Source organism: Streptomyces sp. NBC_01808 (genome assembly GCF_035917395.1).
Classification (GTDB): domain Bacteria; phylum Actinomycetota; class Actinomycetes; order Streptomycetales; family Streptomycetaceae; genus Streptomyces.
On record NZ_CP109072.1, the window covers coordinates 7,284,260 to 7,307,115 of the forward strand.

Below are 22,856 nucleotides of genomic sequence, written 5' to 3' on the forward strand. Positions count from 1 at the left end.
AGTGTCACAGCCACAGCAGGACCCGACCCGCGCACCCGGCGAGGACCGGGGGCAGGACCTCGACCGCGTCGCCGTCATCGGCATGGCGGGCCGCTTCCCGGGCGCCGGTGACGTGGAGACGTTCTGGGCCGACCTCGCCCAGGGCCGGGTGGGCATCACGGCCTTCTCGGACGAGGAACTGGCCGCTTCCGGCGTCGACCCGGCGCTCCTGGCCCGGGACGACTACGTCAGGGCCAAGGGGGTGCTGGAGGATGCGGACCTGTTCGACGAGGGGTTCTTCGGATACAGCCCCCGCGAGGCCGAACTCCTCGACCCTCAGCACCGGGTCTTCCTCGAATGCGCCTGGCAGGCCCTGGAATCCGCCGGGGTCGACCCCGCCGGCTTCGACGGCCGTATCGGCGTGTTCGCCGGCGCCGGACTCAATTCGTACCTGCTGTTCAACCTCATGAACAACGACCAGGTCCGCGACGCGGCCGGCATGTACCAGGTGCTGCTCGCCTCCGACAAGGACTTCCTGGCCACCCGGGTCGCGTACAAACTGGATCTCACCGGGCCGGCCGTCACCGTCCAGACCGCGTGCTCCACCTCGCTGACCGCCGTACACCTGGCCTGCCAGAGCCTGGTCAACGGCGAGTGCGACATCGCGCTGGCCGGCGGCGTCTCGGTCTCCGCGCCCCTGCGCGCGGGCTACGCCTACGAGCCCGGCGGCATCCTGTCCCCGGACGGCACGTGCCGTGCCTTCGACGCCGACGCCTCCGGAACCGTCGCCGGCAACGGCGCCGGCATCGTCGTCCTGCGCCGGCTCACGGACGCGCGCGCCGACGGTGACGGGGTCGACGCGGTGATCCTGGCCACCGCGATGAACAACGACGGCTCTCTGAAGGCCGGATACACCGCACCGAGCGTCGACGGCCAGGCCGACGTCGTGGCCGAGGCGCTGGCGCTGGCCGATATCGACCCGGCCACCGTCGGCTTCGTGGAGGCCCACGGCACCGGCACCCCGCTCGGCGACCCCATCGAGATCGCCGCCCTCACGCGCGCCTTCCGCCCCGGTACGGAGGACCGGGGCTTCTGCGCCCTCGGCTCGGTCAAGAGCAACGTCGGCCACCTCGACGCCGCCGCCGGCGTCACCGGCCTGATCAAGACCGTCCTCGCCCTCAAACACGAGGCCATCCCGCCGACTCCGCACTACGAACGGCCCAACCCCGCCCTGGAACTGGAGACCAGCCCCTTCTACGTCAACACCGACCTGCGGGCCTGGCCGCGCCGGGCCGAGCCGCGGCGAGCCGGCGTCAGCTCCTTCGGCATCGGCGGCACCAACGTCCACGTCGTCCTCGAAGAGGCCCCCGCCGACCGGCCGGCCGGCGACGCCGACGGCAACCGGCCGACCGGCTCCGCCACCGCCGAGCCCCCGGCGCGACTGCTGCCGCTGTCCGCGAAGTCCGCGCCCGCTCTCGCCGAAGCCGCCGGACGCCTGGCCGACCACCTCGGCGCCCACCCCGGCACCCCGCTCGACGCCGTGGCCCACACCCTGGCCCGGCGCCGTGCCCGCTTCCCCCACCGCACCGCCGCCGTCGCCCGCACCAGCGAGGAGGCCGTCACCGCGCTGCGGCTGCTCGCGGTCGATGCGGAGTCCGCCGTCGCCGCGCCCGACAGCGCTCCGGTCGCGTTCCTCTTCCCCGGGCAGGGCGCCCAGTACCCCGGCATGGCCCGCGGTCTGCACGACCGCGAACCGGTCTTCGCCGCCGAGTTCGACCGCTGTGCGGCCCTTTTCGCCCCGTACCTGGAGGAGGACCTGCGCGCCCTCGTCCTCGCCCAGGACGACCCGCGGACCGGGCAGGACGCCGGTGAACGGCTGCGGCTGACCGGCTTCGCCCAGCCCGCGCTGTTCTGCGTCGAGTACGCCCTCGCCCGCTTGTGGCAGTCCTGGGGCGTCCAGCCGCGCGCCATGGCAGGACACAGCGTCGGCGAGTACGTCGCCGCCTGCCTCGCGGGGGTGTTCTCGCTGGAGGACGCCGTACGCCTCGTCGCCGCCCGCGGCCGGCTCGTCCAGAAGACGCCGGGCGGCGCCATGCTCAGCGTCTTCCTGCCCGAGCAGGAGACCACGGCCCGCCTCGGCGACGGCCTGGCCGTCGCCGCCGTCAACTCCACCGCGCTCTGCGTGGTCTCCGGGGACCCCGAGGCCGTCGACGACCTCGAACGACGGCTCACGGCCGAAGGCGTGGGGTGCCGCCGGCTGCACACCTCACACGCCTTCCACTCGCCGGCGATGGATCCCGTCGTGCAGCCCTTCACCGACGAGGTGCGCAGCGTCAGTCTGCACCCCCCGGCGATTCCGTTCCTCTCCGACGTCACCGGCACCTGGATCACCGACGAGCAGGCCACCAGCCCCGAGTACTGGGGCACCCACCTGCGGCAGCCGGTACGGTTCCGGGACGCCCTCGACGTCCTGCTCGCCGACCCCGCGCTGGTGCTGCTGGAGGTGGGCCCGGGGCGGACCCTCGCCGACTTCGCCCGTGCCCACCGTTCCTGGACCCCGGGCCGTACCGCCGCCGGGTCACTGCGGCACCCCGGGCAGGACACCCGTGACGACGCGCACCTGATGACGAACCTCGGCGCCGTGTGGAGCGCGGGGGCCGCAGTGGACTGGGCCGCCGTCCAGGGAGACGACCGGCACCCGCCGCTCCGGCTGCCCGGCTACGCCTTCCAGCGCCGCCGGTTCTGGGTCGAACCCGCCGGGACATCCCGCGGCAGCCAACCTGCTGCCACCACCGCGGACGACTGGTTCCACGCCCCCGGCTGGCGGCGGCTCACCCTGCCCGCCCCGCGCGCGACAGGGCCCACCGGCGACCTCTGGGTGGTGCTCGGCGCCGGCCTCGCTCTCGGCGACGCCCTCGCCGACCGTCTGGCCGCCGCCGGCGACCACGTCGTCCGGGTCACCGCGGGCGGGGGCCTGGCAGGAGCCGGCGACGCCTGGACCGTGGACCCGGCCGACAGGGACGGTCTGACCGCGCTCGTCTCCTCCCTCGCCGGGCGGCTCGCCGCAGCCGGAGACGAGGCCCGCCTGCGCTTCGTCCACCTGTGGAGCACCACGGCAGACCCCGCCGGCGATCCGCCGCCGGGGGAGCCGCCCACCCCCGAGCGGCTGGAGGCCGCCCGCCGCACCGGCTTCGACAGCCTCCTGGCACTCGCACAGGCACTGTCGTCCGGCGAGCGCCCCGCCGCGCCCGCCACCGTCGACGTGGTGTGCCGCGGGGTGTACGACGTCACCGGCGAGGAAACGCTGCGGCCCGAGCACGCCCTGCTGCTCGGCGCCGCCACCGTCATCCCCCAGGAGACCGCCGACACCGCCTGCCGCGTCCTGGACGTCACCGGCACCGACCCCCGCGCCCCCCATGACGCAGCCGTACGCGCCCTGCTCACCGCCCTGACCGGGACGGCGGAGGAACCCGAACTCGCCCTGCGCGGCCGTCACTGGTGGCGCCGCACCTTCGCCGCCGCCCCCCTCGGGACCGACGGCACCGGCCTCCGCGACGGCGGCGTCTACCTGGTCACCGGCGGGCTCGGCGGCCTCGGCCTGGCCATGGCCGAGCACATCGCCGCCACGGCCGAGCGGCCCGTACTCGCCCTGCTCGGCCGGTCCGAATTCCCCGCGCCCGGCGACTGGGACGCCCACCTCGCCGCCCACGGCGAGAACGACCCGGACAGCCTGCGCATCCTGCGGCTACGGCGCATCCAGGACCTCGGTGCCCGCGTGCACCTCCTCCGCGCCGACATCACCGACGAGGAGCAGACGCAGCGAGCGGTACGCGAACTCCGCGCGGCCGCGGGCCCGCTGAACGGCGTCGTGCACGCCGCCGGCAGCCCCTCCCGGGGGGTGATCGCCACGAAGTCCCCGGCCGACGCCGACCACGTGCTCGCCGCCAAGACCCGCGGTCTGCTCGTGCTGGACAGTGCCTGCCGCGACGACGACCTGGACTTCATGCTGCTGTGCTCCTCGGTGACCGGTGTCCTCGGCGGACCCGGCCAGAGCGACTACGCCGCGGCCAACGCCTTCCTCGACGCGTTCGCCCAGTGGAAGCGCCGCGAGACCGCCGTCCCGGTCACCGCCGTCGGCTGGGACACCTGGCACGAGGTCGGCATGGCCGCCGGCCTCGGCGCCCGCTTCGGTGCCGCACCCGGCGCCGGGACCGGCGGCCACCCACTGATCCAGCGCCTGGTCCGCAGCACCCCCACGTCCCGTACGTACGCCACCGTCTTCAGCACCGCCGACAGCTGGATCGTCCGGGACCACCGCATCCAGGAACACGGGCTCGTTCCGGGCACCGCCTACCTGGAACTGGTCCGGGCCGCCGTGGCCGAGCAGGCCGCCGGGAGAGACATCGAGATCGGCGACGTGCAGTACACGATCCCCGTCGTCGTGCCGGACGGGCAGACCCGCGAGGTCTTCACCACCGTCGAGGAACGCGACGGCCACTGGCACTTCCTCGTACGCAGCCGGACGGGCGCGCCCGGGGCCGCGGCCTGGCACGACCATGCCAGCGGCACCGTCTCCTTTCCGGAACGCGCACCCGACACCGTGCGCGACCTCTCCGAACTCCGCGCCGCCTGCGAGGTGAAGGAGGTCCTCGACACCCGGGAGTCCATCACGCTCGGCCTCGGCCTGGACCGGTTCCAGAAGGGCGGGCCCATCGAGTTCTCCTTCGGGCCGCGCTGGAACTGCATGCGCGAGATCGCGGTCGGCCCGCGCCGGGTCATGGCCACGCTGCGACTGGACGAGGAGTTCCACGGCGACCTCGACCGCTACCTCCTGCACCCGGCGCTGCTCGACGCGGCCGGCGGCACCGCCCGCGTGCACGCGCCCGACACCTACTATCTGCCGTTCAGCTACCGGAGCCTGCGCTTTCATCACGGCCTGACCGGCACCGTCCACGCCCATGTCGAGCTGAAGGAGTCCGCCGACGCCACGGGCGAGACCAGCACGTGCGACATCGAGATCCTCGACCCCGAAGGCCGGGTCCTCGTCCGCATCGGCGACTTCACCATCAAGCGCATCAACGACCTGGACGGTCTGCGCGACCAGATCGCCCGTGCCGCCGAGCCGCCCGCGCCCGGCCACGGCACCGGCGGGGACGGCGCCGACGAGCCGGCCGGCGCCGGCATCCTGCGCACCCTGGCCGAGGGCATCACCGAGCAGCAGGGCAAGGACGCCTTCGCCCGCATCCTCGCCGCCCCGGATCTGCCCGGCCACCTCGTCGTCTCCCACCGCGACTTCACCGCCGTCCGCGACCTGGCCCGCTCCCTGACCCCGGCGCTGCTGGCCCGGGAGATGGACGAGCTGGCGCTGCCCGGCGCCACCCATCCACGCCCCCACCTGCCGACCCCCTACGCGGCCCCCCGCACGCCCCGTGAACAGGCCGTCGCCGACGTGTGGCAGGAGGTGCTGGGCCTGGACCGGGTCGGCGTCGACGACGACTTCTTCGCCCTGGGCGGCCACTCCCTGGCCGCCGTGCAGATCGGCACCCGGCTGAAGTCCCGTCTCGGCACCGAACTCGACCTGCGGGCCTTCTTCGAACGGCCCACCGTCGCCCACACGGTCGAAGTCCTGGACTCCCGCGCGGGCGCCCCGGCCGGCGGCACGGACGACGCGATCGAAGTCCTGGCCCGGGACGACGCCGACGGCGCGGACCTCGACGAGCTCGCACACCTCACCGACGACGAGGTGGAGGCCCGGCTGCGCGAACTGCTCGCCGCGGAGGGGGACGAGGCGTGAGCGGACCCCATGCCCCCGACCGACACGACGGCGTCACCGGCGCCCCGACCCGGAAGAGCGCGAATGAGTGACCGTTCACCGAACCCCGTCGCACTGGTGGCGGGAGGCTCACGCGGCATCGGACGGGCCGTCGCCCTGCGACTCGCCCGCGACGGCTACGACATCGCCGTCTGCTACGCGTCCGACGACTCCGCCGCCCGCGAGGTGGAGAAGGAGATCTCCGCCACCGGCCGCCGTGCCCTCGTCCGGCGCACCGACGTCGCCGACCCCGACGCCGTCGAGGCGTTCGTCGACTCCGTCGAGGACACCCTCGGGCCCGTGCGTGCCGCCGTCACCTCCGCGGCCGTGCTGCGCGACCAGCCCCTGAAGCTGATGGAGGACGAGGACTGGCACGAGGTGCTGCGCACCAATCTCGACGGCGTCTTCCACGTCTGCCGCGCCGTGGTCGGGGACATGGTCGAACGCCGCCGCGGGGCGATCGTCACCCTGTCCTCCGTCGCCGGTCTGCACGGCAACGCGGGACAGACCAACTACGCCGCGTCCAAGGCCGGGATCGTCGGCTTCACCAAGTCCCTGGCCCGCGAAGTCGGCCGGTACGGCATCCGGGCCAACACCGTCGCACCGGGCTTCATCGCCACCGGCCCCGTGCTCGCCCTGGAACCCGACATCCGCGAGCGGTTCGAGCAGCGCATCGCTCTCGGCCGGCTCGGCCGCCCGGAAGAGGTCGCCGACCTCGTGTCGTTCCTGGTCTCGGAGCGGGCCGGCTACCTCACGGGCGCCACCTTCACCATCGACGGCGGCATGGCCACCTGACCCGCCGCCCCCGCCGCCGACCCCCGCCCCTCGTGAACCGGAGGATGCCGACCATGCGCATCGAAGCCGACACCGACACCTGTGTCGGCTCGGGTATGTGCGCCCTGACCACACCCGAGCTGTTCGACCAGTCGAACAAGGACGGAACAGTCGTGCTGCTGCGGTCCGTACCGACGGACGTGCAGTTGAAGGACGCCGAGGACGCGGTGCGTCGCTGTCCTTCGGGCGCCCTGAGCCTGACGGACTGAACGGCGGTCCGCCCGGCCCCCCCGGCCGCGAGACGAAGGAGGACGGAAAGGTGCGCAACCCGTGGTTCGGCCGCAACGAGCCCGGACAGGAGGCCGCGGTCCGGCTGTTCTGTCTGCCCTACGCAGGCGGCAGCGCCGCCGCCTACCGCGACTGGCACGACCTGGCGCCCCGCGGCATCCAGATCTGTCCGCTCGAACTGCCCGGCCGCGGCGGCCGCATCCTGGAGCCGCCCATGACCAGGCTGCCCCAGCTCGCCGGGGCACTGGCCGAAGCACTGGCCCCCCATCTGGACCGGCCCTTCGCGGTGTTCGGCCACAGCATGGGCGGCCTGCTCGCCTTCGAACTGACCAGGACACTGCGCCGCTGCAGACGACCCCTGCCCGTCCATCTGTTCGTGTCCGCCACCGCCGCGCCCGACGTCCCCCGCACCCGGCCCCCGGTGCACCGGGCGTCCGACGCCGACGTCCTCGACGAACTGCGCGGGCTCGGCGGCACACCGCGCGAACTGCTTGAGGACGACGAGCTGATGAGGTTGATGCTGCCCACGATCCGGGCCGACTTCTCGGCGCTGGAGAACTACCGGTACCGCCCCGAGCCGCCGCTGCCGGTCCCCCTCACCGTGCTCGGCGGCGCCGACGACCCGCTCGTGCCCGTACCCGACCTGGCGGGCTGGCGCCGGCAGACCGACGGGGACGCCGGCCTGCGCCTGCTGCCGGGGGGACATTTCTTCCTTCAACCCGCCGGCGACGTCATGGCCGTCATTGCGGAAGCGGTCGGCTTTCCCGTGCCTGCCACCCGAACTCCCTGACCCGGTAATTCCTCCCGGCCGAGAGATCCGGAACGGCAGAGAATAACCCACCGTCCGCCGGTGGCGGCAGAAACGCGTTCAACTGGCCGCAGCGGACAGTTGAACACCCGGCCCTCGCTCGGACCGCGGTGTATGACGACGGTGGACTGGCCGCTTCACCTGGTGCCAGCATGCATCGCGCGCTCGCAATTCCCTTACGCGGCAAGGCGATCGCAAAAACAGAAAACCCTGAGCAAGCGATTCCCCCCACCGGTACCTCGCATTCGACTGTTCCGCCGCCGAGACCAACGATCAGGAGATTCGCGCATGACCGAGATCGACCTGACCAGCCTCACGGCGGAGCAGAAGCGCAAACTCCTGGCGGAGCGGCTGCGCCGCAAGGACGGCGGTCGCCCGTCGCCGCGCCCGCGGCGCTTCGCCGCGTCGTTCCCCCAGCAGCGCATGTGGTTCCTGGACCAGCTCAACCCGGGCAGCGCCGCCTACAACATCCCGGCGGCGGTGCGGCTCCACGGCCCGCTGGACGTGGAGATCTGGCGCCGGAGCCTGGCCGAGATCGTCCGCAGGCACGAGTCGCTGCGCACCACGTTCGACGAGGTCGACGGCGAGCCGGTGCAGGTCGTGCACGACGCCGGTGAGCTGGAACTGACCGTCGAGGAGTGCGGGCACCTGCGCGGCCCGGGCGGCGCCGCGGGCATCGAAGAGCTGGCGCGTCGGGAGTTCGCCCGGCCCTTCGACCTGGGCACCGGGCCGCTCATGCGGATGAGGTTCCTGCGGCTGGCCCCCGACGAGCACGTTCTGCTGCTCACGATGCACCACATCGTCGCCGACCTGTGGTCGACCTCGGTGCTCTTCGGCGAACTGGTCGCCCTGTACCAGGGCTACCTCACCGGCACCGAGGCCACGCTGCCGGAACTGCCCGTCCAGTACGCCGACTACGCGGCCTGGCAGCGCAAGAAGCTGGCGGGACCCGGAATGGCGGCCGAGCTGGAATACTGGAAGGGGGCGCTCCAGGGCGCCGCACCCATCCTGGAGCTCCCCACCGACCGGCCGCGACCCGCCGTGCTGGGCACGGCCGGCGGCTCCCGGCCCTTCCACCTGTCCGCCGCCGTCATGGACGGCGTACGCGAGCTGAGCCGAAGTGCCGGCGTCACGCCCTTCATGACTCTGCTCGCGGCCTACGTCGTGCTGCTGCACCGGTACAGCAGGGAAGAGGACGTCGTCGTCGGCGTGCCCGTGGCCAACCGCGGCCAGACCGAGGTCGAGCGGCTGATCGGCTACTTCGTCAACACGCTCGCGATCCGCAACGACGTCTCCGGCAACCCGTCCTTCACCGAACTGCTCGGCCGGGTACGCGGCGCGGCCCTGGGCGCCTTCGCCCACCAGGAGGTGCCGTTCGAGCGGCTGGTGGAGGAGCTGCACCCGGAGCGGGACCTGTCCAGGTCGCCGATCTTCCAGGTGTCGTTCGTCTTCCAGAACATCCCGATGCCCGACTTCGAAGCCGGCGGGCTGCGCCTGGAGCTGATGGAGGTAGCGGGCTCCACCGCGCGGTTCGACCTCGAACTGCAGGTGTTCGAGAAGGGCGACGAACTCAGCGGCTGGTTCGAGTACAACACCGAGTTGTTCGACGCCGCCACCATCGACCGCATGGCCGGCCACCTGAAGGTGCTGCTGGACAACCTGCTCGCGGACCCGGAGCAGCCGATCCTGGACGTCGCACTGCTGACCGGGGAAGAGGATCGCGAGCAGCGCAGGGAACGGGCGGACACCCGCAGCGAGTGGCCCGACCAACTGCTCACCCACCAGCGGATCGAGCAGCAGGCGGCGCGGCGACCGCACGCCGAGGCGGTGTACTGCCAGGGCGAGACGCTCACCTACGCCCAGCTTGATGCGTCCGCGAACCAGCTCGCCCGCAGGCTGAAACGCCTCGGCGTCGGTCGCGACGTGATGGTCGGGATCTGCCTGGAGCGCTCGCTCGACATGGTCGTCGCGGTGCTGGCCGTGCTCAAGGCCGGCGGCGCCTACGTGCCGATCGACCCGGAGCTGCCCAGCGACCGCATCGCGTTCGTGATCGAGGACGCCGGGCTGCCCGTCCTGATCGCCCAGCGCTCGGTGGTACCGGGCCTGCCGGAATCCGGCGCCACCACGCTCTGCGTGGACGAACTGCGCGACGAGATCGCGGCAGAGCCGGCCGAGGTGCTCGGCGAGCCGGTCGCGGGCGCGGACCTCGCCTACGTGATCTACACCTCCGGCTCGACCGGCCGCCCCAAGGGCGTCCAACTGCCGCACCGCGCGCTGCGCAACCTCTTCTGGGCCATGAAGCAGTGGCCGGGGATCGACTCCGACGACAGCCTGCTCGCGGTCACCACGCTGTCGTTCGACATCGCGACCCTGGAACTGCTGCTCCCCCTGGTCGAAGGCGCCCGGGTGGTGCTCGCCACCCGGGAGGTGGCCACCGACGGCAGGCTGCTGGCCGAGGAGATGGCCGCCACCGGCGCGACCATGATGCAGGCGACCCCGTCCACGTGGCGGATGCTGGTCGACGCCGGCTGGCCGGGCAGACCGGGGCTGCGCGGGCTGATCTGCGGCGAGGCGCTGCCGCCCGACCTGGCGCGCCGGCTGCTGGCCAAGGGCGTGGACCTGTGGAACATGTACGGTCCGAGCGAGACCACGATCTACTCGCTGGGCACCCGGATCGTGGACGACACGATCACCATCGGCGGCCCGATCGCCAACACCGAGGTGCACATCCTCGACCCCGAAGGCCGCCCGGTGCCGCCGGGTGTCCCCGGCGAGCTGTGCATCGGCGGGGACGGGCTGGCGCGTGGATATCTCGACCGGCCGGAGCTGACGGCGAAGCAGTTCGTCGGCAACCCCTTCGAGTCCGGTCTGGCCGACCGCCTGTACCGCACCGGGGACCTGGTACGGCGCCGGGTGGACGGCAGAGTCGATTACCTCGGCAGGCTCGACCACCAGGTCAAGCTGCGCGGCTACCGGATCGAGCTGGGCGAGATCGAGACGGTGCTGATGTGGCAGGGGCTGGTCAAAGAGTCGGTGGTGGTGGTCCGCGAGTACCGGCCCGGCGACCAGCGCCTGGTCGCCTATCTGGTACCGGACCCGGCAGCCGGCCCGGTCGACGAGCTGAGCCGCCGCCTGCGGGCCGCACTGAACGACAAGCTGCCCGCCTACATGGTTCCGTCCGCGTTCGTGTTCCTCGACGCGCTGCCGCGTACCCCCAGCGGCAAGACCGACCGCGGCGCGCTGCCCGCGCCCGAGGAGGGCCGGGGGCCCCGCACGGCCGCGGCGTACGCCGCGCCCCGCGACGCCGAGGAGAAGGCCCTGTGCGCGCTGTTCGCCCAGGTGCTGGACCTGCCCGAGGTGGGCATCGACGACAACTTCTTCGACCTCGGCGGGCACTCGCTGCTGGCCACCCGGCTGGTCGCGAGGATCCGCGCCGTCCTCGGCGTCGAGGTGCCGGTGCGCGGCCTGTTCGAGAAGCCGACCGTGGCCCGGCTGGCCGAGGTGCTGCGGGACGGCGGCGGCGACGCGCGGCCCGCGCTGGCACGTATGCCCCGGGCCGATCCGCTGCCGCAGTCGTTCGCCCAGCGGCGGCTGTGGTTCCTGCACCAGATGGAGGGGCCCTCGCCCACGTACAACCTTCCGGTGGTGCTGCGCCTCACCGGAGCCCTGGACGTGGACTGCCTGCGAGCCGCCCTCGCCGACGTGGTCGCACGCCACGAGTCGTTGCGGACCGTCTTCCCGGACACGGGAGCGGTGCCGTGCCAGCATGTCCTCGCCCCCGAACAGGCGCGACCGGCACTGCCGGTGACCGAGGTCGACGCCGGCGACCTGAACGACGCGGTGGCAGCGGCGGTACGGCACCCCTTCGACCTCACCTCGGAGATCCCGCTGTACGCGGAGCTGTTCACGGCCGGCGCCGGCACTCACGTACTGGCGGTCGTCGTCCACCACATCGCGGCCGACGGCTGGTCGCTGGCGCCACTTCGGCACGACCTGGCAGTCGCCTACCGCGCGAGGCTGGCCGGCCACGCGCCCGAGTGGGCGCCGCTGCCCGTGCAGTACGCCGACTACACCCTGTGGCAGCGCCGGTACCTCGGTGCGCAGGACGACCCCGAGAGCACGTGGTCGCGCCAGCTCGACCACTGGCGCGGCGCACTCGACGGCCTGCCCGAGCGGATCGCCCTCCCGGTCGACCGGCCGCACCCGGCCGAGGCGTCGCATGACGGGGACACCCACACCTTCCGGTGGGACGCGGACCTGCACGACGGTCTGGCCCGCCTGGCCCGCGGCTGCGACGTCAGCATGTTCATGGTTCTCCACACGGCGCTGGCGGTGCTGCTCCGCCGTCTCGGCGCCGGCACGGACATACCCGTCGGCGTGGCCACCGCGGGCCGGGACGACCAGGCCACCGAGAACCTGGTCGGCTTCTTCGCCAACACCCTCGTGCTGCGTACGCAGCTCTCGGACAGCCAGACGTTCCGGGAACTGCTCGACGAGGTGCGGGAGCGGACCCTTGAGGGGCTCGCGCACCAGGACATCCCGTTCGAGGCCCTCGTCGACAGCCTGCGGCCGGCCCGGTCGATGGCCCACCATCCGCTCGTGCAGGTCATGCTCTCCTGGCAGAGCGTGACCGACGAGAACCTGGCACTGCCCGGGGTCGAGGCAGAGCCGATGGTGATCGGCACCGGCACGGCGAGGATGGACCTGGTCTTCCTCCTCCACGAGCGCCTGTCGGCCGACGGCACGCCGGGCGGCATCGAGGGCGGCATCGAGTACAACGCCGACGTCTTCGACCAGGAGACGATCCGCACCATGGCGCAGCGGCTGCGCCAGGTGCTGGTGGCGATGATCGGCGACCCGGACCGGCCGATCGGCGACGTCGACCTGCTCACCCCGGCCGAGCGGCACCGCGTGCTCGAACAGGGGAACGGCCCGGTCGGCGAGGCGCCCGTGGCCACGCTGCCCGAGTTGTTCGAGGCGCAGGCGGCCCGCACCCCGGACGCCGTCGCGGTCCGCGACGGCGACGAGCGGCTGACGTATGCCGAGCTGGCCGCCGCCGCGGACCGGCTCGCCGTGCGGCTGCGCGAACTGGGGATCGGCACCGGCGGCGCGGAAGACGCGGTGTGCCTGCTGATGGAGCGTTCCGTACGGCTGCCGGTGGCGATCCTCGCCGTGGTCAAAGCCGGCGGTGTGTACGTGCCGCTGGACCCCCGCTATCCCGGGTCCCGCATGCGGCTGATCATGGCTGACACCGGGGCGCGCGTGCTCCTCGTCGCGGGGGAGGGGCCGGAACATCCCGTCCCCGACGGGGTGCACGTGCTCGACGTGGGCGCCGAACCCTCCGCCGGCGAGGGTGCCGCGGAGGGCGTCGTCGGCCTCGCGCCTCCGGGCGGTCCTGACCGGGTGGCCTACGTCATGTACACCTCCGGTTCCACCGGACGGCCCAAGGGCGTGGCGGTCACCCACCGGAACGTGGCGAGCCTCGCCGCCGACCACGCGTGGCGGCGCGGCGACCACACGCGCGTGCTCATGCACTCCCCGCCCGCGTTCGACGCCTCCACCTACGAGCTGTGGGTGCCGCTGCTGTCCGGCGGTGAGGTGGTCGTCGCACCGGCCGGTGAACTCGATCCCGACACTCTGGTGCGTACCATCCGCGAACGCCGTGTCACCGCCGTGTTCCTCACGACCGCGCTCTTCAACCTGCTCGTCGAACGCGATCCGACCGCGCTGGCCGGGGTTGCCGAGGTGTGGACCGGCGGCGAGGCCCACTCACCCCTGGCATTCGCCAAGGCGCTGGCCGCGTGGCCGCGGACCTCGCTCACGCACGTGTACGGGCCTACGGAGACGACGACGTTCGCCGTCCGGCAGACGACCCGCGACGTGGCCGACGGCATCGTGCCGATCGGCACACCGATGGACGACACCGGGGCGTTCGTACTCGACGAGCGGCTGCGGCCGGTGCCGGCCGGCGTCCCCGGCGAGCTGTACCTCGCCGGAACGGGTCTGGCCCGCGGCTACCTCGGGCAACCCGGGCTGACCGCCCAGCGGTTCGTCGCCTGCCCCTACGGAGCACCGGGCACGCGCATGTACCGGACAGGTGACCTGGTCCGCCGGCGCGCGGACGGCCGGCTCGTGTACCTCGGCAGGACCGACGACCAGGTCAAGATCCGCGGCTTCCGCATCGAACCGGGCGAGATCGAGAAGGCCCTCGACGCTCACCCCGCTGTGGCCGGCGCCACGGTGGTGGTACGTGAGAAACCGTCCGGAGGCAAGGACCTCGTCGGCTACGTCGTGCCCGCCCAGGGCGCCCGCCCCGAGCCTGCCGAGTTGCGGGCGTTCGTGGCCGAGCGGCTGCCGCAGTACATGGTGCCGGTCGTGGTGATGGTGCTCGACGCGTTCCCGATGACCGGTAACGGCAAGATCGACCGCCGCGCGCTGCCCGCGCCGGACCTCGGCCCCGGCACCGGTTCCCGGGCGGCGTCGACACCGGCCGAGCGGACGCTCGCAGCCGTGTACGCCGAGGTGCTCGGCGTGCCCGAGGTCGGCGCCGAAGCCGGGTTCTTCGACCTGGGCGGTGACAGCATCCAGGCGACCCAGCTCGTCGCGCAGGCCCGCACGGCCGGGCTGGTGTTCACCGTCAGGGACGTGTTCGTGCACCAGACGGTGGCCGGCATCGCCCAGGTCGCCCGGCCGGCCGGCGAGCACGCCCCCGCGAGCGTCGCGGACGTCGGCACCGGCGAGATCCCGCTGCTGCCCGTGATGGAACGGCAGCGGCAACTGGGCGGCTCGGTGGTCGGCTTCGACCTGTCCGCGACCGTCGGCCTGCCGGTGGACGTGGACGAGGACCGGCTGACCACGGTGCTGCAGGCGGTCGTCGACCGGCACGACGCACTGCGCACGCGACTGGTGACCGGCCCTGACGGGCAGTGGTCGCTGTACGCGGACGAGCCCGGGGCGGTGCGGGTCGCTGACGTCCTGCGCCGCGTCGATACCGGCGGGCTGACCGACGCGGCCGCGCGGGCGCTGATCGGCGAGGAGACCGCCGCCGCCAAGCACCGGCTCGACCCCGCCGCGGGCGCCGTGTTCCAGCCGGTGTGGTTCGACGCCGGAACGGGCCGGGCGGGCAGACTGCTGCTCGCCGTGCACCACTTCGCGGTCGACGGCGTGTCGTGGCGGATCCTCCTGACCGACCTCGCCGCCGCGTGGGACGCGGTGTCCGCGGGGCGCGAACCGGACCTCGCTCCCGTGGCGACGTCGCTGCGGGGCTGGGCGACCCGGGTCACCTCCGCCGCGAGCACCACACGCCACCGCGCCGAACTGCCGCTGTGGGAGGGTGTCCTGCGGGACGCCGCGCCGCTGGTGGCCGGGGAGCTGGACCCGGACCGCGACGTCACCGGCACGGAGGGGCGGCTGTCGGTGACCCTGGCGGTCGAGGAGACCGCGATGCTGGTCGGTCAGGCGCCCGCGCTGTTCCGCCGCGGCGTCCAGGACGTGCTGCTGACCGCGTTCGGGCTCGCCCTGCAGCGATGGCGCGCCCGCCGGACGGGTGCGGGCGACGAACCGGTGCTGCTGGACGTGGAGAGCCACGGCAGGCACGAGCACCTCGTCGAGGGCGTCGACCTGTCCCGCACGGTGGGCTGGTTCACCAGCGTCCACCCCGTCCGCCTCGACTTCGAGGGCCTGACCTGGGACGAGATGACCCGGGCCGGCAGTGGGCTGGCGGCCGCGGTCGCGGACACCGGCAGGCGACTGCGATCGATCCCCGAACACGGCCTCGGCTACGGGCTGCTGCGCTATCCGGTCCCGGGGACCGCGCCGGCGCTCGCCGCGCTCCCCGCGCCGCAGGTGCTGTTCAACTACCTCGGCCGCGTGCCCGTCACGGACGAGGAGAAGCCGTGGATGCCGCTGCGTGACGACGGCGCGCCCGGCACCACCGGGGTCCGGCCGCTGCTCCATCCCCTGGAGGTCAACGCCGTCACGCAGGACGGCCCAGGCGGCCCGCAGCTCGTGGCCAACTGGAGCTGGGCGGCGTCACTCCTCACCGCGGACGAGGTACGCGAGCTGGCGGACGCCTGGTTCGACGCCCTGCGCGCCGTCGCCCGGTGCGCCCGCGCGATCGAGGCCGGCGAGGTCGAGCCGGCCCGTGAGGAGGAGGAGCGCGCCACCGCCGTCGATGCGGCCGACCTGCTGTACGCCCCTCTGCCCAAGGCCGATCGCGGCGACGGCGCCGGGCTGTCCTTCGGCCAGCTCGAGTTCCTGCTGCAGCCGGTGGGCCCCGACCACCCGCATCACGGCGTCATCACCGCATGGCGGGTACGCGGCGAACTGGACGTCGCCGCACTGCGGCGCGGGCTGGACGACCTGGTGCGGCGGCACGACATCCTGCGCACCCGGTACGTCGGGCAGGGCTCGGCGACCCGGCAGTTCGCCGACGGCCCCTCCGCGTGGCCGATCGACACCGTCGACTTGCGTGCGCACCGGGGGCAGGCCCAGCACGAGAAGCTGCGCGAGCTGCTCACCGCGGAGACGGAGCGGCCGTTCCGTATCGGCGACGGGAACCTCGTCCGCGGTCTGCTCGTGCGCCTGACCGACCAGGAGCACGCGCTGGTACTCGTGGCCCACCACATCCTGGTGGACCACTGGGGCTTCATCGTCATCGTCGACGAGCTGTCGGAGCTGTACGCGGCCCACTCCTCCGGGCGGCAGCCGAAGCTCCCGGAGGTGACGGCCCAGCACCTGGACTACGCGGCGTGGGAGCAGGATCTGCTGGCCGCCGGAGCGCTCGACGAGCACATCGAGCACTGGCGCGGGGAACTGGACGGCGCGGCGCGCACGTTCGGCTTCCACGCGCCGGCCCACCAGCTCGACGACTGCGTCGAGGGTTACAGCCACGCCACCGTGATCGGTGCCGAGGCCATGGCGGCGGTACGGGAGGCCGCCCGCCGCGAGGGCGTGACCCTGTTCATGATGCTGATGTCCGCGTTCCACGTACTGCTGTACAGCTACTCCGACGCGACGGACATCGCGGTCAGCCACCCGCTGGCGGGGCGCGAACGACCGGAAACCAAATCGATGGTCGGCCCGTTCATCAACGTCATCCTCAACCGGTCGCGGATGGCGGACGACCCGACCTTCCGCGAGCTGGCTCAGCGGGTCCTCCAGGCCGAACTCGACGCGTACGCCTATCAGAACGTACCGATGCGTGCGCTGATCCACGACGGCGTCATCGGGGACGGCAACCAGTTGCCCCTGCGCGTGATGCTCAACCTCCTCGGCGTACCGAGCACCACGCTGGCCCTGGACGGGCTCGACGTGACGCCGCTGGACGTACGGATCGGCGACGAAACCCCGCTTCCCGAGCTGATCGCCGCCATCGAGCCGCACAACGTCGACCTCTACCTCGTGGCCCGCGAGGTGGCCGGCGAACTGCGCGGCCTGTGGGTGTACTCGCCGGACTGCATCGCGCCGCCGGTGATGGGCGCGCTGGTGCGGCAGTGGCCGCGGGTACTGGAGCTCGTCACGCGGCACCCGGGGCTCACCGTCTCGCAGCTCCGCGACCGGGTCCGGGCCGGCGAGAGCGAGGGGTCCGGCGACCGGTAGGTGCCATCCGACCGGCTCGACACCCATCCATCGGAGCCGTCAGACGACGGCGGATTGAAGGTAGACATGACTGACGATGCGACGTGCCCCCTCGGCAACGGGCTGCCCACGCTCCGGGAGCGGCCGTTCGACCCACCGGAGGCGCTGCGCGCCCAGGGCCCGGTCTCCCGTATGACCTTCCCCGACGGGTACGAGGGCTGGCTCGTCACCAGCTACAAGCTGGGCCGGTCGATCCTGTCCGACAAGCGGTTCAGCTCGGCCCCGACGAACAAGCACCTGGCGTTCCCGTCCAACCGCGCGGCGGACCTGGAGGCCGATATCCCCGGCCTGTTCGAGCACATGGACCCGCCGGACCACACCCGCTTCCGGCGGCAGCTCGCCGGTCAGTTCACCCTTCGCCGGATGCGCCTGCTCACGCCGCGGATCGAGGAGATCACCGCGCACTACGCCGACGCGATGCTCGCCAAGGGGGCGCCCGCGGACCTGGTCGCGGACTACGCGGTGCCGGTGTCCTCGCAGGTGATCTGCGAACTGCTGGGCGTACCGGTCGCCGACCGGGACCGCTTCGAGGGCGACTCGGAGAAGCTGCTGAGTCTCGACGCCGAGCCGCAGGAGGTGCAGCAGGCACTGGGCGACCTCGTCGAGCTGACCGGTGAGCTGCTCGCACGGAAGAAGGCCGAGCCGGCGGACGACGTGCTGAGCGTGCTGGTGTCGGGGGAGGAGATCAGCCTGCCGGAGTCGGTCGGCGCCACACTGCTGCTGCTCGTCGCCGGGCACGAGACCACGGCGAACATGCTGTCGCTCGGCACGTACGCGCTGCTGAGCAATCCGGACCAGACGGAACTGCTGCGCGCGGACGAGTCGCTGATGGAGGGCGCGGTCGAGGAACTGCTGCGCTACCTCACCGTCGTGCACGTAGGCGTGCAGCGCACCGCCACCGAGGACGTCGAACTCGACGGGTTGAGCCTGCGCAAGGGGGACACGGTGCTGATCCATCTGCCCAGCGCGAACCGCGACCCCCACCAGTTCCCGGACCCGGACCGGCTCGACGTCACTCAGGGCGAGATCGGCCACCTCACCTTCAGCCACGGCATCCACCAGTGCCTCGGGCAGCAACTGGCCCGCCTGGAGCTGCGTATCGGCTACACCACGCTGCTCCGGCGGTTCCCTGACCTGCGGCTGGCCGCGGAGCCGGACGAGATCCCGACCCGCTCGGACATGACCGTCTACGGCGTGCACCGGCTGCCGGTGGCGTGGTGACGGGCAGCCGCGGCGGCCCCGGCGGCCCGGTACGGGCCGCCCGGTGACCACGACCGCGCCGGCGAAGCGCTCGCCCATGCGGAGCGGGCAGTTCCGCAGGGTCATCGTCGCGGAGTTCGTCTCCTCGATCGGCACCCAGATGACGACACTGGCGCTGCCGTGGTTCGTCCTGACGACCACCGGCTCGCCGGCGCGGATGGGGCTGGTGTTCGTCATCCAGATCCTGCCGGTGCCGCTGCTGAGCATGCCCGCCGGCCTGCTGGTGGCCCGGTGGGGTGCCCGCCGCGTGTCCATCGTGGGCGACGCCGTCGGCGCGGTCCTGATTGCGGCGGTGCCCACGCTGTACCTGGCGGGGGCGCTGCCGTTCTGGGCATTGCTGGTCATCGTGGCCCTCCTCGGCTGCGTCGCGTCGGCCTACCTGCCTTCCCAGCGGATGCTGCTGGTCGAGACCCTCGGGACGGACGAGCGGGTCGTCACCGCGGCCAACGCCCTGTTCGAGACGGCGACCTCGACGGCGCGGCTGGTCGGCCCGGCGGTCGCCGGCTTCCTGATCGCCGGGTTCGGCCCGCTCCACGTGCTGTGGGTGGACGCCACCACGTTCGCGGTCTCGGCGGTGCTCCTGCTCGGGCTGCCGCGCCGCAAGCGGACTCCGGAGCCGATGTCGGTGAGCAAGATGGGTGAGGGCCTGTCCTTCGTCCTCCGGGACCCGGTGCTGAGGCGGATGTCGCTCGCCGCGTTCGGATACGGCCTGCTCATGCCCGTGGTGCTGCTCGCGCTGCCGGTGATGGCCAAGAGCCGCTACGACTCCGATCCGCATGTGGTCGGCTGGCTGATGGCCGCATGGGGCGGGGGAACCGCGGTGGGCACCGTCGTCGTCGCCCGGCTGGCCGGCCGGATCCCACCGGTGCACTTCGCGGCGTGCGGCGGTGCCGGCGCCGCAGCCATGCTCTGGCTGCTGCCGTGGGACCAGCCTGCCGTCACGGCGGCCCTCACGATCGGAGCAGGCTGCATGTTCCTGCCCGGAGTGACCGCGCCCGCCGTCGCGCTGCTGACGCTGCGACCACCGGAAGACCTGCGCCCGCACGTGATTCCTCTGTTCGGTGCCGCCGTCTTCGTGGCCAGCCCGATCGCCTACGGGACGGCGGGCGTGCTCTTCGAGCACCTCGCGGTGGGCACCGTACTCGCGGCGGTCGCGGTGGGAGCGACCCTGTGCGCGCTGGTACTGCTGAGCCTGGTCCGCCACCCGGCGGCCGACCCGCGCCGGGCCACCCGCCGGGGAGCGGGCGACGGTTCGGCGAACGGACGTACCCGGTGATGTGTGCAGCGGGGCGACCTGTCGCCGGTTCGCGGGCAGGTGCTGACTGCCCTGGCCGGGTCGTTCATGCGGGGAGGGCGTCTCCGGGGAAGCCGTGGCACGGGTGAACCTCGCAGCGCATCATCCCGGCTCGCACGCAGGGGTCCCCGGCCATGATCTCCGCGGCTTCCTCGGCCGGCACGGTCGTGATCGCGACGCCGGCCACGGTGTCGGAGGCAACCGGGCACAGGATCGCGATCACCCCCTCAGCGCGCAGCGACACCATGCGTCGCTGGTGTTCGAGTTCGATCGCATCCGCGCCGTCCATGGTTCGCTCCGGCCCCCAGTGAAGGAGCGCCACGCTGTAGGGCTTCGCGGTCGCGGCCAGAGCCCGAATCCGTTCGTCAGTCACGGTCGTGCTCATGATGTCTCCTTACTTCTCGATGCGCTCGGCCAGCGAGACGATGATTCCTTCGGGCCCGCGGACGTAGGCCATCCGCCACCCGCCCTCGTATTCGCCGATGCCTCCCACCAGGCCGTAGCCGTCGGCCGCGGCATGGTCGACCGCGGCTTGGAGGTCGTGCACCTCGAAGGCGACGTTGCGCAGGCCCAACTCGTTGGCCGGCGCGGCAGGCGAACCCGGAAGGTGGTCCGGCCGCGTGAAGCTCGACAGCTCCAGCGTCGTACCTCCGCCGGGCGGTCGCAGCATGACGATCTCGGTGCGGGCGTCGGTCATGCCGATCACCGTGTCCAGGAACTCGCCTTCGACGGCCATCTTCCGATCGGCCTCCAGACCGAGGCTGACGAAGAACGCCGTCACGGCGTCGAGATCGGCGACGGTGATGCCGACGTGGTCGAACCGCCTGATGAATGTCACCGGCCCTCCTTTCGAGGTTTCTTCAAGAGACGCTGAGGAAGGTAGCACTCTGGGTTCCGTAAGGGAACTCCGCTTGATAGATTGCTGCCATGCAGCGAACGCGGTTCGGGGAGATGGCGTGTTCCATCGCGCGCACCCTGGACGTGATCGGCGAGCCGTGGTCGCCGCTGATCCTGCGCGACGTGTGGGCCGGGGTGCGCCGCTTCGACCACATCCAGGCCGACCTCGGGATCTCCCGCAAGGTACTCACCGAACGGCTCCACCACCTGGTCGAACAGGGGGTGCTCGAACGGCTGCCCTACGACGCCCGCCCCCGCTACGAGTACCACCTCACCGACAAGGGCGCCGACCTCGTCGAGATGCTCATGGTGATGGCACGGTGGGGCGACCGCTGGCTCGCCGGCGAGGCCGGGCCCCCCGTCCTGTACCGCCACCATGCCTGCGGGCAGATCGGCCACGTCGACCCGCGCTGCAGTCATTGCGGTGAGCCGATGCACGCCGACGACGTCGACCTCCTCCCAGGCCCCGGTTCGGCCTGATGGCCAGGCCGTGACACCGACTTCCAGGTCGCGACCTTCGACCGGAGCCGTCCATGTACGTTCGGCTGGTCGGATGAACGTACAGCCGGGCGGTGGCCGTCGAGTGGTGCGATTGCGGGCGTCGGCCCACAGTGGCTGCATGCGCCCTCTGTGCGCACGACGACCGTGGCTGACCAGGGAGGCCGGCATGCCCCGCGCGGTGAGGTTCGATGGCTACGGCGACGTGGATGTCCTCCGGGTCGTGGATGTCGAACGTCCGGTCCCCGGGCCGGACGAGGTGCTGGTCCGGGTGCGGGCCGCCGGCATCAACCCGGGGGAGAGCGCGATCCGGGAGGGCCTGCTGGACGCGATGTGGCCGGCGACGTTCCCCTCCGGCCAGGGCAGCGACCTGGCCGGCGTCGTCGAGGAACGCGGTGAGCGGGTACGGAACGTTGCCGTCGGAGAAGAGGTGATCGGGTACACCGACCGCCGTGCCAGTCACGCCGAGTACGTCGCGGTGCCGGCCGCCAACGTCACGCCGCGGCCGCCGGGCGTCCCGTGGGAGGCCGCCGGCGCCCTGCCTGTCGTCGGCACCACCGCCTACGCCGCGGTGCGGGCGGTGGGCGCCGGACCGGGCGACACCGTCGTGGTCGCCGGTGCGGCCGGCGGCGTCGGCACGCTCGCCGCGCAACTGGCCCGCAGCGCCGGTGCCACCGTGATCGGCCTGGCCGGCCCGCACCACTCCGACTGGCTCGCCGCGCACGGCATCACCCCGGTCGCGTACGGCGAGGGCGTCGCCGACCGCGTCCGGCAGGCCGCGGGGGACGGCGCCCCGAACGCGTTCATCGACACATTCGGCGCCGACTACGTCCGGATGGCTGTCGAGGACCTGGGCGTCCGGCCCGAACGGGTGGATACCATCATCAACCACACAGATGCGCAGCGCTACGGCACCAGGACCGACGGCAACGCCCAGGGGGCCAGCGCGGACGTGCTGGCGGAGCTGGCCGCCCGGATCGCCGACGGCGATCTCGAGGTCCCCGTCGCCCGCACCTACCCCCTGGAGCAGGTCCGGGACGCCTACCGGGAACTCGAGCGCCGCCACACCCTCGGCAAGATCGTGCTGGTGCCCTGACCGACCGCCTGAGCAAGAGAACTCTTGTCGGCAGTCCGAGCGAACCACGAGCTTGGGAGCGCGCCGCCGGCTGTCTCCGTGTATGACGGCCGGAACCGGCGGGACCGCGGCCCCCTTTCGCGCAGTGCGACTGTTCCATGGACCTCCTCGGCCAACTCTTCGGCGTCACCGCCATGACCATCAGCCGCGCGAAACAGGAGGTCCACCCGCTCCTGGAAGCACACGGCCACCACATCAACACCTCAACCGTTCGCCTCCGTACACCAGCCGACGCGCACGACGATCGGTCTACTCGTCGAACAGGTGAGGGCCATGCCGGCGACGGGTGGGGTATTCGGTCAGTCTGTGGCCTGGTGGTCGCCTCTCCGCCGGTTGATCGTCATCTGTAGGGTGGCCGGCTGTACCGGTGGGATCGATGGATCGTGGGGGAGCACATGCGAGTGGTGTCGGTGGTCGGGGCCGTGGCGGTTCTGGGTCTGATCACGGGCTGCGGGTCCGGTTCCGGGGGCGA

Annotated in this window: 11 protein-coding genes; 9 read left to right on the top strand and 2 right to left on the bottom strand. The window is 72.6% G+C overall.

Going from position 1 to position 22,856, the window contains the following annotated elements; translation table 11 throughout:
* Nucleotide 1 precedes the first annotated feature (1 nt).
* The 7 genes from OG946_RS32070 to OG946_RS32100 all read left to right on the top strand — a co-directional run bounded on the left by OG946_RS32070 (nucleotide 2) and on the right by OG946_RS32100 (nucleotide 19,836).
* The gene (locus tag OG946_RS32070) at nucleotides 2-5,773 is read left to right on the top strand and encodes a type I polyketide synthase (protein WP_326799435.1); all 5,772 of its coding nucleotides are present in this window, start codon (nucleotides 2-4) and stop codon (nucleotides 5,771-5,773) included.
* A gap of 63 nt (nucleotides 5,774-5,836) precedes the next feature.
* Entirely contained in the window at nucleotides 5,837-6,586 is a 750-nt protein-coding gene (fabG, locus tag OG946_RS32075) for a 3-oxoacyl-ACP reductase FabG (RefSeq protein WP_326799436.1), read from the top strand.
* Nucleotides 6,587-6,639: 53 nt separating this feature from the next.
* Entirely contained in the window at nucleotides 6,640-6,834 is a 195-nt protein-coding gene (locus tag OG946_RS32080; protein ID WP_326799437.1) for a ferredoxin, read from the top strand.
* Nucleotides 6,835-6,884: 50 nt separating this feature from the next.
* Entirely contained in the window at nucleotides 6,885-7,643 is a 759-nt protein-coding gene (locus OG946_RS32085) for a thioesterase II family protein (RefSeq protein ID WP_326799438.1), read from the top strand.
* Between the two features lie 306 nt (nucleotides 7,644-7,949).
* A complete protein-coding gene (locus OG946_RS32090) occupies nucleotides 7,950-17,261 on the top strand; it encodes a non-ribosomal peptide synthetase (RefSeq protein ID WP_326799439.1) in 9,312 nt (3,103 codons plus the stop codon).
* Between the two features lie 66 nt (nucleotides 17,262-17,327).
* Nucleotides 17,328-18,521: a cytochrome P450 gene (locus OG946_RS32095; protein ID WP_326799440.1), complete on the top strand. Its 1,194-nt coding sequence runs from the start codon at nucleotides 17,328-17,330 to the stop codon at nucleotides 18,519-18,521.
* A 43-nt stretch (nucleotides 18,522-18,564) separates the two neighbouring features.
* Complete coding sequence (locus tag OG946_RS32100; protein ID WP_326799441.1) at nucleotides 18,565-19,836, top strand: MFS transporter; 1,272 nt, start codon at nucleotides 18,565-18,567, stop codon at nucleotides 19,834-19,836.
* A 64-nt stretch (nucleotides 19,837-19,900) separates the two neighbouring features.
* On the opposite strand, the gene OG946_RS32105 is transcribed toward OG946_RS32100, so the two are convergent.
* On the bottom strand, nucleotides 19,901-20,239 hold the full coding sequence (locus tag OG946_RS32105) for a hypothetical protein (RefSeq protein WP_326799442.1): 339 nt from the start codon (nucleotides 20,237-20,239) through the stop codon (nucleotides 19,901-19,903).
* A gap of 9 nt (nucleotides 20,240-20,248) precedes the next feature.
* On the bottom strand, nucleotides 20,249-20,692 hold the full coding sequence (locus OG946_RS32110) for a VOC family protein (protein ID WP_326799443.1): 444 nt from the start codon (nucleotides 20,690-20,692) through the stop codon (nucleotides 20,249-20,251).
* Between the two features lie 89 nt (nucleotides 20,693-20,781).
* On the opposite strand from OG946_RS32110, the gene OG946_RS32115 reads away from it, so the two are divergent.
* A complete protein-coding gene (locus OG946_RS32115; protein WP_326799444.1) occupies nucleotides 20,782-21,231 on the top strand; it encodes a winged helix-turn-helix transcriptional regulator in 450 nt (149 codons plus the stop codon).
* A 187-nt stretch (nucleotides 21,232-21,418) separates the two neighbouring features.
* Nucleotides 21,419-22,345 carry an NADP-dependent oxidoreductase gene (locus OG946_RS32120; protein ID WP_326799445.1) on the top strand — a complete coding sequence of 309 codons (927 nt, stop codon included), beginning with the start codon at nucleotides 21,419-21,421 and terminating at the stop codon, nucleotides 22,343-22,345.
* The last annotated feature ends 511 nt before the right edge of the window (nucleotides 22,346-22,856 follow it).